This is a genomic window from Sporolactobacillus spathodeae (assembly GCF_016908935.1).
Classification (GTDB): Bacteria; Bacillota; Bacilli; order Bacillales; family Sporolactobacillaceae; genus Sporolactobacillus; species Sporolactobacillus spathodeae.
Window position 1 is genome coordinate 1 of record NZ_JAFBEV010000006.1, and the last position, 14,103, is coordinate 14,103.

A 14,103-nucleotide genomic window follows, 5' to 3' on the forward strand; every position below is an offset into this window, starting at 1 on the left:
ACTCTGTCGATCCCCGCGCCTACTCTGTCGATCCCCGCGCCTACTCTGTCGATCCCCGCGCCTACTCTGTCGATCCCCGCGCCTACTCTGTCGATCCCCGCGCCTACTCTGTCGATGTCCGGCTCTAACAATATCTGCTGTCGGCCAATACCAATCGCATGAAATAAAGCATTAACCGGACCAAATGTGCCGAAGAGACCGATATACGCATACGCTTTGAGAAGGACGTTAATCCATGTCGGCAGAATCAAAAGAAGCAACCACAGCTGGCTATGCTTCAATAGCGTCAGCACATATGCGGTTGGATAAGCAACAAGCAATGTGAACAGCGTAATCAAAAAAGCGTACCCGAGCGATGCTAACGCCATGCGCAGATAGATTGAAGTAAAAAAGTGTGCATAATTACCCAGTGTCAGCTGTCCCTGTAAAAGAATGAACAATATATTTTGACGCATTTTATCAAAAAATTACCTTTTTCATCATATTAAAGTTCTATTTTTCTGAATTTATGAGGACAAGACTTCTGAAATTGTCAATAACTTTGTGGATATGTGGATAACATGGTGAATCGCTTATCAGGCCTTGCTGTCTGATTGTGTATGATTTTGTCGACAACTTTCATTTGCTCTGTGGATAATGTGGATAAAGCTGTGTGTATCCTATAAATAGACTGTATTAATTTGTCAATACTGTGCATAAGTCTGTGGATTATGTGCTTAATTATTTTTGCAGAAAAATTTACATTTTTTTCATAGAAAAGATATCATAAAAACTAGGTAAAGTTGCCCAGTCCTTATTTTGTATCAATTACGCTTCGGCGCTCGCTTGCCGCGGGCGATCCGTGAGCCTCCTCAGACAAGCGAGAATCTGCGGGGTCTCACTTGGCTCGCTTTTCCCGCAGGCGTCTCGCACCTGCGCTCCATTTTTCACGCAAAATCTTATACATTCTTTAATTACAGGATAAACCCAGCCTAGCCCAGTCCTTATTTTGTATCAATTACGCTTCGGCTGCTTGCCGCGGGCGATCCGTGAGCCTCCTCAGACAAGCGAGAATCTGCGGGGTCTCACTTGGCTCGCTTTTCCCGCAGGCGTCTCGCGCCTGCGCTCCATTTTTCACGCAAAATCTTATACATTCTTTAATTACAGGATAAACCCAGCCAGCCCAGTCCTTATTTTTTATCAATTACGCTTCGGCTGCTCGCTTGCCGCGCCTGCATCGTGATCCTCAAAAAAGCTAAAATTCCGCATCCGCCAGCACTGCATTTTTTGCAAAGTTCTTATAAAAAAAGATGCCCTCAAGTCGAAAAAATCGGCTTTTGAGACATCCTCTCTTTTTACCATATATCTGATGAAATCATGCGATGCGCGACAAGATCGTCAAGGCTACGAAATTGATAGCCCTTTTTCTTCAGGTCATGAATCACTTTCGGTAGCGCATCGGCGTTATCCTTAGATACCGTATGAAGGAGAACGATCGCTCCCGGATGGATCCGCCGCATAATTTGTGTATAAGCATAAGCGCCACCATGCTGCTCAGTCCGTACCCAATCTTTATACGCGGCTGACCAGAAGACGCTAATATAGCCTTCCTGTTTGGCTAGCTTCATCGATCGTTCGCTGAATGTGCCACGCGGCGGCCGCAAATAATTCATGATTGGCTTGCCGGTCAGTTTCGTATAAGCATCTTTGAGTTTCGCGAGTTCCTGTTCATATTTCATATCGCTAATTTGCGATAAATCCGGATGCCCCCATGAATGGTTGCCGATAATATGCCCCTCGCGAACCATTCGTTTCACCAGATCCGGCTGACTCTTGATGTAGTGGCCCGTAATGAAAAAAGTGGCCGGCACGTTTTCCTTTTTCAGCGTATCTAAAATCGATGGTGTATAGCCTGCCTCATAGCCGTTGTCAAAAGTCATGTAAATCTGCTTTTTTGTTGTATCGCCGATAAATATCCCATCATACTTATTCAGCAACGCTTGATACTCTGGTTCCGTTGTTGCCGGCTGGTTGTTTTTTGCCGGTTTGAAATACCAGTCCGCCGCGTATCCCGGCTGCGGCAGACCGATAAAAAAGGTCAGCAGCAGGGAAGCGAGCATTATTGTCTTTTTCATTTTCAGTCACCTCAAGGCCCAACATTTTCTCCTTTAGGGTGACCTGAAAAACTAATTTTATTTGTCAGTCAAGTGATTCTCCCAGTCCTCACGATACCGTTTAATGCGTATCGCAAGATTGTCAATCATTTTCAGCAGATGGGTTAAAGCCTCCGAATCTGCATTTTGCTCATCTAATGCGTCAACCATGGTTTGCAGCAGACGTACTCGCTTTTTCAGATTGGCGACCTGCTCGCTCTTTAGATTTGTTGCCCGTCCCATAAAATAAGTTCCTCCATCTTCAACACTATTCTATGGTTACTGTAGCATATTGGCTGCCGACGGGTTGAAAATTTGCCTGTGAGAGACTTTTTGCGCGAAAAATAGGCACTGGCTTTCCCGCCAATGCCTGACTGATCTTAATTTACTGAATAGCGTAGGAACAGACGGTCCTGAATCGGCATCCAGGCGCCGATTCCTTGCTGCATCCTGTTTTTGACTTCAATTTTCGCTTGTCCCCCGTGCAGAACAAGAAAAACTTCCCCGTACGTTATCGTCCCTTTTTCACTAATTGCGGGAACGAAGCCGTACAGGTGACCAATCTGCTTCGGTTGAACAGAATAGGGCCGGTCAATTTTTGTACCGCTGCCGATGATGGTTGAGAAAGCGATCGGAAAATGAGTTTTCCGTATCATTTTTGCCATAATCAGCTGATTAACTTCTTCAGAACGTGGGACTTTCGCCGTCAGGCCACCACTTACTTTTACCTGCATTTTCTGTAGATAGGTAAGTTTCTGAACGGTTTTGCTTCCTCTTGCGTCAACTGCATTGTCATTTACTTTTTTATACTCCCAGTTGACGGATGTTTCCTTAGACGCATAGTTGAGCGGCCACTCGCCAAGATAAATCTTCGCGTGATAGCCAAGCGACCATTTTGACGGATGAATCGTCGACTCATTCAATAGTTTGATCAGGCGCGCGTTTTCGATCGGTACCTTTGCCGTTTTCAATAAAGCTTTCGTTTTGCTGCCGGGAACAAGTTCCGCTGTGTTATGCGCTGGATTCGGATAGGTATTTTCTTTCGATACATCAACCACTGAGGAAGGAATCTTATTGGGAACTGCAGCGGTGGATTGGGCGTCTGTAAACGTCGAACCGCAGAAAAAAATTGCCAGACAGATGCTCACCGATAGTATTTTTTTCAAATCGGATCGCTCCTTTTTTTTCTTATTCTTTTCTGATCGCCGGGATTCTATCCCGAGCGGCTTCATTTTTCTGCAGTGTCCGAATAGACGGTCCTAGTGTCCAAAATCCGCCATGAAGCGCCAAAATCATCGAAAAAAAGTTAAATTCTATCCTCGCGCGCAAAACTGCGCCAGATCCGCTCAAAAAATAAGATAACTTGGCTACGCCAGCCTTTTTTTGCAAAAATTGCACATCGGCTGCTCGCTTGCCGCGGGCAATCCGTGAGCCTCCTTAGAAGGCTAGAATCTGCACGGTCTCACAACTTGGCTCGCTTTTCCCGCAGGCGCCAGAGCGCCTTCGCTCCATTTTTCGGAAAAAATCATAGGCTTTCTTATTTATTGAAAAAAGCTGCGCGAGGCGCAGCTTTCAACTACTGATCTTATCCAAAATAATGAAGCTCACCAATTCGTTTTACCGCTTCGACTAAACGATCCGGTTCGGTCAGGAGCCCGACACGGATAAAGTCGTCACCATTGGCACCGAAACCGAGTCCTGGGGCGAGAACAACATGCGCTTTCTGCAACACATCATCGCAGAAGGAAACGGAGTGATAGCCCTTCGGAACCGGAAGCCAGCCGAAGAACGAGCCTCTTGACGGTTCGGCGTGCCACCCGATCGCTTCAGCAGCGCCGAAGAATGCGTTGCGCCGCTCCTCATACCGGGCAACGAGTTCGTGCACACAATCTTGCGAACTGAGCAAGGCTGTCGCGGCCGCCTCCTGAATTCCACCGAAAAGGCTGACATAATAATGATCTTGAATCAATTCAATGGCTTCAATAACACTTTTATTGCCAAGCGCGAAGCCAACACGCCAACCGGCCATATTATACGTTTTCGACAGTGTATACATTTCGATGCCGACGTCTTTCGCACCCGGCGTCTGCAGAAAGCTGCGTTGTTTCTGACCGTCAAAGCCGAGCGCGCCATAAGCGAAATCATGAACAACGCAGAGGTTGTTTTGTTCCGCTACGCGAACCGTCTCTTCGAAAAAGTCAGCTGGAGCTGTTGCGGCCGTCGGGTTATTTGGGTAGTTCAGAATCATCATTTTCGCTCGGTCAAGCACCGCTGGCGACAGTGCCGAATAATCAGGCAGAAAAGCATTCGCCTTAACAAGCGGCATGGGTTCAACCTTCAAATTAGCGAGCGCAAAGCCAGAGAGATAATCCGGATAGCCGGGGTCTGGCATCAATACCGTATCACCGCTGTTCAGCAAGCATTCGCCGACTTCTACAAGCCCGGTTTTGGAACCGAATAAAATAGCGACTTCGCTTTTCGGATCCAAATCAACAGCGTATTCCCGTTTATAGAAAGAGGCGATCGCCTCTTTGAGAAAATCATAACCGCGAAACGGTGAATACTTATGATAGAGTGGATTGGCCGCCGCTTCCTGCAGCGACCGGACGATATGAGGCGGCGTCGGTTGATCTGGGTTGCCTTGCCCCAGATTAATGACATCGTAGCCTTTGGCAATTTCCGCGTTCGTTTTCACAACCAAGTCAGCAAAAAATTGTTTCGGCAAACGATTCAATGCATCAGATTTCGGATAATAAACCATTTTCACACTTCCCGTTCAGAAATCAGTGATTGCTGTTTTCCAAAAAAAAGCGGCAACCGATATAATAGAATTGTCTGTCCCTTTATTTTCATCGAAATAATCATCTTTGTAAAGGCGATTATTCAAAATATTTTACCATCATGGAGGTATCCGCATGAAGCTTGCATTGATTCAGCTAGACATCGTTTTCGGTAACCCGGAAAAAAATAAGCAAAATGCGCAGACATTGATTGAACATGCGATCAAGCAATCCCCAGACACGGTGATCCTGCCTGAACTGTGGACCACCGGCTATGATTTGACGCGCCTCAATGCGATCGCCGATCCAAACGCCGCCGATATACGCGCGTTTGCCGGAGACTTGGCTAAAAAGTATCAAATCAATATCATTGCCGGATCGGTCGCCAAACAAAAAGGAGACAAAGTCACCAATACAATGACTGTCTTCAATCGAAAAGGCGAATGCATCAAGGAATACAGTAAAGTACACCTTTTTCGTCTGATGCGTGAGGAACGCTACATGGAAGCTGGCGAAGCAGACGGTCTTTTTTCAATTGACGACGTTTCCGCCGCCGGCTTCATTTGCTATGACATTCGTTTCCCCGAATGGCTGCGCCGCCATGTGCTTCAGGGGGCCAAACTTCTGTTTATTCCCGCAGAATGGCCAGCGCCGCGTCTCGATCACTGGCGGACGCTGCTGACATGCCGCGCAATTGAAAATCAAGCCTTTGTTATCGCCTGCAACCGGGCGGGCAGCGATCCTGAAAATCAATTTGCCGGACACTCGCTTGTCATCAGCCCTTGGGGAGAGATTCTGGCTGAAGCCGGCGATAAAGAAGAAATCCTTTTTGCCGACATTGATATTGCCTCGATTGATGCGATCCGTAACCGGATCCCGGTATTTGAGGATCGCCGCCCTGAGCTTTACTGAATCAAAGAACGAATCTTTTTTTAAGAGAAAGGAATCATTTATGACGTCCCGTCGCTCACTGATCTTTCGTTTTACCCTTCTGCTCGGATCTGTTTTCATCTGCGGTGTAGCGGAAGGCATGCTTCTGCCGCTGCTTTCGTCTCTTCTCGAAAAGCGCGGCGTCTCGGTGCTCGTGAACGGTCTCGGTACCACCGCATTGTATCTCGGCATGATAATCGCCACGCCATTCATGGAAAAGCCGATGGAGAAATTTGGCTATAAACCTTTTTTATTCTACGGATTGGTTCTGATCGCTTTATCCATCTTGCTGTTTCCAATCCAGATCAATCTCTGGTTCTGGTTCATCCTGCGCTTCACCGTCGGTATCGGCGACAGTCTTCTTCATTTCGCCGCGCAAACCTGGATCGCAATCGGCAGCCCAGCAAATCGGCGCGGGCGCAATATCGCCTGTTACGGGCTTAGTTTCGGACTCGGGATAGCTGTGGGTCCACTTCTAGTTCGCCTGCTTGCCTATGGACGCTGGGTTCCTTTTATTGCCGCGACTGTTCCCTGCCTACTTGTTGCGCTGCTGATGCTACTTTTGAAGAATGAGCGACCAAGTGCAGTCGGAAAAGACGCTTCGCAAAGCGTTGGCTGGATTGCTCGGTATAAAAAAGTGATTTTTTTAGCTTGGTCCGGTCTTGTGGCGACCTTCAGCTTCGGTTTTCTGGATGCTTCAATGAACAACAGCTTCCCTATTTTTGCCCTTAGAAGCGGTTACTCTGTCGATGACATCTCCATCCTACTTCCAGCTTTTGTTGCGGGAGGGCTTTTGACTCAGTTGCCCATTGGTATGCTGAGCGATCGGATCGGCAGAAAAATTCTGCTGCCGCTTCTCACATTTTCAAGTGCCTGTCTTTTTATTCTGACGGGATTATTCTACGATTCCTTTTCATGGATTTTGGGCACTTTTCTTCTTTCAGGAATGCTCATCGGGTCGCTATATTCGATGAGTATGAGCTATGTCAGTGATTTGCTTGAGCGCCCCCTGCTCCCTCTCGGAAATATTCTGCTCAGCATCTTTTACAGCATCGGCTGCATTTTCGGCCCGCTCAGTGGCAGTCTGTTGATTGGAAAGAATCCCGACGGTCGACTGTTCTTCGGATTCTCCGTGATGCTGCTCTTGATTACAACTAGCACCGCGCTACATCAACTTATACTTGCAAAATGCAGAGAAGCAACCCACTGATGAATGCGAGCATCTCTGTTTTTTTTCCTGTTAAAATGCATTTTTCCGTTTCATTTGGACGATCAGATTTAACGAGCGGTGCGCCGCATGCATACGATACGTTGTAGGCAAGATCGTTCGCGCAGATTGGAGGAATGCACTTTGAAAAGAATGTTAACTTTACCAGACCTTGATTTGGCGACCCATTGGATGAACAGACGGCTGAGTGCCGACTATTTGGAAGGAAAACCGCTGCTGATTCATTTCTGGTCAATCAGTTGCTATCACTGCAAAGACTCGATGCCCGCACTGCAGGCCATACGTGATCGGTACAGCAATCAACTCCGAACTATTGCCGTGCACATGCCACTGTCCCCTGCAGACACAGATGTCGACCAAGTCGCCGCTGTCAGCCGCAACTATCAGATTACGGAACCTTTGCTGATTGATAATGATCACAAATTGGCTGATGCCTTTAGCAACCGCTATGTTCCAGCCTATTACCTATTCGGCACTGATCGCATACTGTATGAATATCATCTCGGGCAGCGCGGTGTCGATCGAATCGGTCGAGCCGTCGAACGTCTTTTAAATCTGCCTCCCGTTTGAATTTTATCGGGGGCCCGAATAGAAGAAAAGCATTTTACGGGTAACAAAGCGTCCGGCAGTCACAAATAACCGGCCAATCAGCGTTCCGGCAAAATTCAACAGCAAATCATCAATATCAAAGATTCGAGCGGCAAAATAGTACTGGCACATCTCTATGAATAAACTGAAGCCGAGGCCCAGTAGCAAGGTCCCTACAAAGAAATCATTTTTTTTGAGAAGTGGGAAAAGAACACCGAGAGGCACGAAAAGAAGCACATTGCCAACGACGTTCTTAGCAATCAACAGACCAGAACCGCTGCGTAACATTAAGCGAATACTGCTGAAAAGTAGCAAATTGCTGGATCGTCCGTACGTATAATAATTATGCGTGAATAAGGTCAGCAGCAGAAGTAGACCAAGATAACTGATAAAGGCTATAAAAAGAACGAAACTATTGGCGTCTTTTTTTTTCATCATCAGCCCTCCTTGTCCCATTTCTATGAAAGGAAGAAACAATCAATGATCCAAAAAACAAACAGGCCCGAGCGCGCGAGCTACTGCTGACGCTTTCGACCTGCATTTTTGTTGCGCGGCAGATTTAACCGTCCTATTGTTTCGGGATAAGCGGTTTTTTATCCTCATTTGAATGCGGAATACGCAAAATTGCATTGATCTGACCACCCACAAGGATCATGATCGCAGTCAGATAAAACCAGACCATCAGAATAATAATCGCTCCGAGCGTCCCATATGTCGACGAATAATTATTGAAATAGCGCACATAAAAAGAAAAGCCATACGAAGCCATTTGCCAGCCAACCCCTGCGATCACGGCACCGATAATCACCTCACGCCATTTTAAAAACATATTGGGCCCAAATTTATAGAGACAGGCAAAAATAGTAATAATCAAGAGAAAACTTAAGAGCATGCTGAGTGCGGTCCAAAGCCAGGCAAACTCGCTTGATAAACCGAGAAAATGCAAAAACTGATGAACCAATCCATTAAAAATCACATTAATCGCAAGTGAGATCACAATGGCGAAAACCATTAAAATTGTCAAAACGAATGAGAGTAGTCGTGTCAATAAAAACGGACGTGTTTCTTTGACACGGTAAGCATGATTCAAGGTTCGAACCATCGCGTTTAATGCATTTGAAGCGGACCAGATAGTTGCCAAAATGCCAAGAGACATCAGCGAACTGCTTTTCTGGAGGAGACTTACTAAATTCTGTTTGAGTAAACCGACAACAACAGCTGGCACATAACGACTGATGAACGCGAATAACTCTTTCTCCGATAAACCGATGTAAGGAACTAAGGAAAACATAAAAATAGACAGCGGAAAAAGCGACAACAGGAAATAATATGCCAGTGTTGCCGCTAAATCCGTTGTTTGATCTTCCGTGAAACGGTGAATAAATTGTTTCAAGATCCCCACGGTGTCTTTCAGTTTCCGTCTCTCCAAATTTCTCATCTCCGCTCCATTCATTTTCTGTTATTTTTTGAATGGTTGCCGCTCTTCGAAACCGATTTGGTTGTTTTTACGGTTTCCGTTTTTCTTTCCAGAGTTGCTGTCGCAGAAGAACCCTTTGAGTAATTAGTTTGCTGCGTCGCCGTTGTTACGGATTCGTGGCGCATCGTTCCCGGATTCGGTACAGTGGTCTCATTTTCGAGGCGCTGCAGTGCATCTAGTTCAGAATCAATCAATACCGGCTGATCGAATTGGGACAAATTCTGCCCGTATCGTTTGATTTTGCCAGCGATATCCCCAAGTTCACTGCCGGCTTCCATCACATATTGATAGGTGTTCCCCGTGCTTTTCCGTGCCATTTCGGCGTGTTCAATCATATGCTGGAAATCATCGGACACTTCGCGCGCTAGACCTTTAAGTCGCGTGCCTGTCACTGAAAAATAACGACCAACCTGAGCAGGATTCTGATACACCGTTTGAATCAATTGACCGCTGCTCTTTGCAGCGTTTTGCACCCGATGTCCCCAAACAGAACGTGTCTCCCGGCTCATGAACGACAGAGCACCGCCAACCAGACCACCGATTAGCATTAATCTCCCCATATTGCTCTTGCCATAGACATTCATTAGACTCTGCCCCCTCGCAGTGTTTGCAATCCCTTGTCGGATCACAAATTTAGTCTGTGTTCAGCGAGTAAATGTATGTAAGAAAAACATTGGAAGATCAAAGGCTACCGGCAATGAGACGTTCAATTAGCTTATCTGTTCCCTTATCGACGAGCTGAAACACATTTTCAAAATTTCCGGTGTAATACGGATCGGGCACATCTTGATCTGCCGTACCGGGCACAAGATCCATGAAACGGAGGATTTTCTCAGTCCGTGCCGGCTGCTGGGCGGCTTGCTCCATTAAATCCGTTTGGTTCCTGCTGTCCATCGCAATCAGCCAATCAAATTGATCAAAATCATTTAAATGGACCTGTCTGGCATGGATACCCTGAAAAGAAATGCGGTGCTTCTGCAAAATTTCACGCGTCCCTTGGTGCGGCGGATCGCCAATATGCCAGTCTCCAGTTCCTGCTGAATCCACAGCTGCCAGCCCGGTTAAGCTGCGCTGTTTCAGTTTATTCCTTAGTACAGCCTCAGCCATTGGCGATCGGCAAATATTACCGAGGCAGACAAACAGTATCCGCTTCATGACGTACGCCTCCAATAAATTATCTCTAAATTCAGCATAGCTGATTCCGTTTTTGTTCTGCAAGCATTATATGCCAAAGACCACTGATCACGGCTTATTGGGAAAATATGCTACAATGAGGGCAGATCATTCGTAGGAGGATTAGCGATGGGAGACGTACTCAATCAAAAATGGAATTTGGATACACTTTTTCAGGGTGAAAGCAATTCAGCGGCTTTCGAATCGTTCCTTCAATCCCTTGAAACAGAACTCAGCCAATTTCAAGAAAAGTTGGAAGCACAAAAGCAGCCATTTACAGCAGAACAAGCCCCATTTTTTGATAAAACCATACATACTTATGAAGACATAACAAGAAAACTAACGGAAGCGATCGCTTTTACCGAATGTCTGACAGCACAGAACGTCAACGATGAGAAAGCTTCGGCGCTCAGCAGCCGTCTACAGGCGTTATCTGCAAAAACAGACGCCGCAGATATTCTGCTTGGCAACCTGCTCCGGGATATTACGGAATCCGACTGGCAACAGCTGATTACAGGCGGCCTAGAAGACATCCGTTTTAATCTTCAAGAAAAACGTGATTTGTCACGGAAATTGCTACCGGCAGAGCAGGAACAGTTGATCAGCAATTTATCCGTAGACGGCTATCATGCGTGGGGCAATTTCTATTATTCGCTCGTTGGCAAGCTTAAGATCCCTTTTACCAATCCGGAAGGCACAGAGGAAATGCTCTCAATTAGCCAGGCGAATAACCTGCTCGAAGATGGCAACCGCACTGTTCGCAAAAACGCATTCGAAGCGCTGGAAAACGCTTGGTCGGAACAGGCTGATCTATTCGCCACCGTTTTGAACCATATCAGCGGCTATCGCTTAGCTGCTTATAAAGCGCGCGGCTGGGATGACTTCTTAAGCGAGCCGCTTGACTATAACCGCTTGTCACGAAAAACGCTTGAGCGGATGTGGCAAACAATTGAGGCTTACAAACCACGGTTCACAGCTTTTCTGAAGCGCAAAGCAGAGCTGCTCGGTCTGAAAAAACTCGCCTGGTACGATGTCGACGCACCACTCTCGACTTCAAGCCCAAAAATCAGCTATGAAGAAGCCGGCGCGTTCGTCGTTCGTCACTTCCGCAGTTTCAATCCGAAAATGGCTGACTTCGCTGATCATGCGTTGAAGTCGCGCTGGATTGAAGCGGAAAATCGCTCAGGAAAACGCCCAGGCGGCTTTTGCACCAGCTTTCCAATTGCCGAGCAGTCGCGAATTTTCATGACGTTTAGCGGTACCATGGGCAATACATCGACGCTGGCTCACGAATTAGGCCATGCCTATCACCAATCCGTGATGAATGACCTACCTTATCTTTCCCAACATTACGCGATGAATGTGGCCGAGACGGCATCGACATTTTCTGAATTAATTGTCGGTGATGCCGCCGAAACCGCCGCCAAGACAAAGGAAGAGAAGATCACCTATCTGAGCAATAAGCTCGAACGTTCGATTGCATTGTTAATGAATATCCACGCGCGTTTCTTATTTGAGACACGGTTCTATGATGAAAGAAAAAAAGGCATGGTTTCCGTTGATCGACTAAATGCGCTGATGGTCGAAGCACAAAAAGAGGCTTATCTGGACTCACTCGATACGTACCACCCGCTGTTCTGGGCATCCAAGCTACATTTTTATATCACCGACTGGCCGTTTTACAATTTCCCATATACCTTCGGCTTCCTGTTCAGCACAGGTATCTATGTACAGGCGCTTAAAGAAGGACCTGCTTATGCGGCTAAATACGATGCCTTGCTGCGCGACACCGGCCGGATGACGACCGAACAGCTCGCCGCCAAGCATCTCGGCGCTGATTTGACCGCTGAAGATTTTTGGAGCGCCGCTCTCGATTATTGCGCCGCCGATGTTGATGAATTCCTGAAATTGACAGAAGAATAATCAAGCGGATCAAAAAGCAATTAGACCGTCGAATTTTCGCCACCGCCCTGGGCGGTGGTTTTTTGAATCGGTTATAATGTTTTTATATGTAAATCGTCAGCTGACCTGGAAAGGGGCTAGTTTATGCTTGAAAATAAAGAACAACTGATTCGCACGATTCACGCAGCTGCCGGAGACGCACCTGCTGATTTGGTTATAAAAAACGGGCAGATCGTCGATGTCTTCAGCGGTTGCCTGATTCAAGCGGATATAGAAATCACTGATGGGAAAATTGTCGGTTTAGGAAAAGGCTACGCGGCGAAAAAAATTATTGACGCGACCGGAAAAATTATCAGCCCGACGCTTATCGACAGTCATGTGCACATTGAGTCCTCGCTTCTGTCTCCTGGAGCGTTCGCCGATGTTTTGGTCGCCCATGGCGTGACGACCGCCATCACTGATCCCCACGAAATCGCCAACGTGCTCGGTGCAGATGGCATCCGTTTCATGATTGAACGCGCCCGGGCTGCGTCGATCGATGTTTTTGTGATGCTCCCTTCTTCTGTGCCAGCGACTTCCTTTGAGCATAATGGCGCGGTGCTGCATGCTGAGCAGCTTGAGCCGCTATTTAGCGAACCGACCGTCCTTGGTCTTGCCGAAGTGATGGATTACCCTGCGGTGATGCAAGCTGAACCTACAATGGTAGATAAACTTTTGATGACAAAAAAGCATTCGTGGCGGATTGACGGCCATGCCGCTGGTTTAGACGAAAAAGGCATCAACATCTATCGCGCCGCTGGGATCCGAACTGATCATGAATGCGTCAACGCTGAAGAAGCGCAAACACGATTGTCGCGCGGCATGTATGTGATGATCCGCCAAGGCACGGTCGCAAAGGACTTACCTCAGTTGATTGACTTGGTCAATCCGGTGAACAGTCGCCGTTTCTTGTTCTGCACGGATGATAAATATCCTGATGATTTAATAGCTGAAGGCAGTGTCGACGCCAACGTGCGTATGGCGATTCAGCGCGGCATCGATCCGATCACCAGCATTCAAATGGCCTCCATTAACGCGGCGGAATGCTACGGACTTGGGGAAAAAGGAGCGCTGGCTCCCGGATACGAGGCAAGTTTTCTGCTGCTTGATGACTTGGAATCCTTTGCGATTGACCAAGTTTATGTTAAGGGAAAACTTGTTGCCGAAAAAGGAAAATCGCTATTTCCATCGCCAGTTCCAGAAGGACGAACAGCGTCGCACCCATTGAATTTTAAAAAACTTACATCAGAGCAACTCGCCATTCCATTGCTGTCCGATCAAACGGCGCACGTGATTGGAATTATCCCAAACAGCCTCGTGACAGAGAACCTTGTTGCAGAAGTCCCGACGCAAGATGGTGCCTTTATTTTCGACGCGGCAAGCGGTGTTCAGAAAATTGCCGTGATTGAGCGCCATCGAGGATTAGGAACCATTGGTCTCGGCCTTGTCAAAGGTTTTGCGATGAACTCCGGTGCTTTGGCGACAACAATTGCCCATGACTCGCATAATCTTGTCGTCACAGGCTGCAGTGATACCGATATGATTTTTGCCGCAGAACGCCTGAAAGAAATCGGCGGTGGCATGCTCGTTGTCAATGACGGCAAAGTGCTTGCAGAGCTTGCTTTGCCGATTGCCGGATTAATGACGGACGATCCAGGAGAAAAGGTAGCCGTCGCACTCGCCAAACTGCGAGACGCTGCCGCTCGACTTGGCACTCCGGATACATTCAATCCTTTCCTGACCCTTTCTTTTCTCAGTCTGCCAGTTATCCCAGACTTGAAATTGACGGATACTGGTTTATTTGATGTCCGGCAATTTAAACACGTGCCAGTCGCCGTTCGCTAATTATTAAAG

The 14,103-nt window shown here is 47.2% G+C and carries 13 protein-coding genes and 1 pseudogene; 5 read left to right on the plus strand and 9 right to left on the minus strand.

The features are described from left to right. The 5 genes and pseudogenes from JOC27_RS04430 to JOC27_RS04450 form a co-directional block, all read right to left on the minus strand. Positions 1-455: pseudogene (locus JOC27_RS04430) on the minus strand (hypothetical protein); the annotation flags it as partial. 879 nt (positions 456-1,334) lie between these two features. Beyond that, a complete protein-coding gene (gene pdaA, locus JOC27_RS04435; RefSeq protein ID WP_205005808.1) occupies positions 1,335-2,114 on the minus strand; it encodes a delta-lactam-biosynthetic de-N-acetylase in 780 nt (259 codons plus the stop codon). 57 nt (positions 2,115-2,171) lie between these two features. Next, positions 2,172-2,375 carry an SE1561 family protein gene (locus JOC27_RS04440; RefSeq protein ID WP_205005809.1) on the minus strand — a complete coding sequence of 68 codons (204 nt, stop codon included), beginning with the start codon at positions 2,373-2,375 and terminating at the stop codon, positions 2,172-2,174. A gap of 137 nt (positions 2,376-2,512) precedes the next feature. Then, the gene (locus JOC27_RS04445) at positions 2,513-3,298 is read right to left on the minus strand and encodes a YfkD family protein (RefSeq protein ID WP_205005810.1); all 786 of its coding nucleotides are present in this window, start codon (positions 3,296-3,298) and stop codon (positions 2,513-2,515) included. Between the two features lie 419 nt (positions 3,299-3,717). Next, positions 3,718-4,893, minus strand: a complete 1,176-nt coding sequence (locus JOC27_RS04450; RefSeq protein WP_205005811.1) for a pyridoxal phosphate-dependent aminotransferase — start codon at positions 4,891-4,893, stop codon at positions 3,718-3,720. 154 nt (positions 4,894-5,047) lie between these two features. Between JOC27_RS04450 and JOC27_RS04455 the strand changes: the two genes are divergently transcribed. From JOC27_RS04455 to JOC27_RS04465, 3 genes are all read left to right on the plus strand, one after another. Then, complete coding sequence (locus JOC27_RS04455; RefSeq protein ID WP_205005812.1) at positions 5,048-5,824, plus strand: carbon-nitrogen family hydrolase; 777 nt, start codon at positions 5,048-5,050, stop codon at positions 5,822-5,824. Between the two features lie 40 nt (positions 5,825-5,864). Then, positions 5,865-7,052 carry an MFS transporter gene (locus tag JOC27_RS04460; RefSeq protein WP_205005813.1) on the plus strand — a complete coding sequence of 396 codons (1,188 nt, stop codon included), beginning with the start codon at positions 5,865-5,867 and terminating at the stop codon, positions 7,050-7,052. Between the two features lie 150 nt (positions 7,053-7,202). Next, on the plus strand, positions 7,203-7,640 hold the full coding sequence (locus JOC27_RS04465; protein WP_239529748.1) for a TlpA disulfide reductase family protein: 438 nt from the start codon (positions 7,203-7,205) through the stop codon (positions 7,638-7,640). Between the two features lie 3 nt (positions 7,641-7,643). Here JOC27_RS04465 and JOC27_RS04470 read toward each other — a convergent pair whose 3' ends face one another. The 4 genes from JOC27_RS04470 to JOC27_RS04485 all read right to left on the minus strand — a co-directional run bounded on the left by JOC27_RS04470 (position 7,644) and on the right by JOC27_RS04485 (position 10,290). Then, positions 7,644-8,093, minus strand: a complete 450-nt coding sequence (locus tag JOC27_RS04470) for a VanZ family protein (protein ID WP_239529713.1) — start codon at positions 8,091-8,093, stop codon at positions 7,644-7,646. 133 nt (positions 8,094-8,226) lie between these two features. Further along, a complete protein-coding gene (locus tag JOC27_RS04475) occupies positions 8,227-9,096 on the minus strand; it encodes a YihY/virulence factor BrkB family protein (RefSeq protein ID WP_205005816.1) in 870 nt (289 codons plus the stop codon). 11 nt (positions 9,097-9,107) lie between these two features. Next, a complete protein-coding gene (locus tag JOC27_RS04480) occupies positions 9,108-9,719 on the minus strand; it encodes a hypothetical protein (protein ID WP_205005817.1) in 612 nt (203 codons plus the stop codon). Between the two features lie 97 nt (positions 9,720-9,816). After that, positions 9,817-10,290: a low molecular weight protein-tyrosine-phosphatase gene (locus JOC27_RS04485; RefSeq protein WP_205005818.1), complete on the minus strand. Its 474-nt coding sequence runs from the start codon at positions 10,288-10,290 to the stop codon at positions 9,817-9,819. Positions 10,291-10,437: 147 nt separating this feature from the next. On the opposite strand from JOC27_RS04485, the gene JOC27_RS04490 reads away from it, so the two are divergent. Further along, on the plus strand, positions 10,438-12,231 hold the full coding sequence (locus JOC27_RS04490; RefSeq protein ID WP_205005819.1) for a M3 family oligoendopeptidase: 1,794 nt from the start codon (positions 10,438-10,440) through the stop codon (positions 12,229-12,231). Positions 12,232-12,354: 123 nt separating this feature from the next. Beyond that, on the plus strand, positions 12,355-14,094 hold the full coding sequence (gene ade / locus JOC27_RS04495) for an adenine deaminase (protein ID WP_205005820.1): 1,740 nt from the start codon (positions 12,355-12,357) through the stop codon (positions 14,092-14,094). Positions 14,095-14,103: the final 9 nt, after the last annotated feature.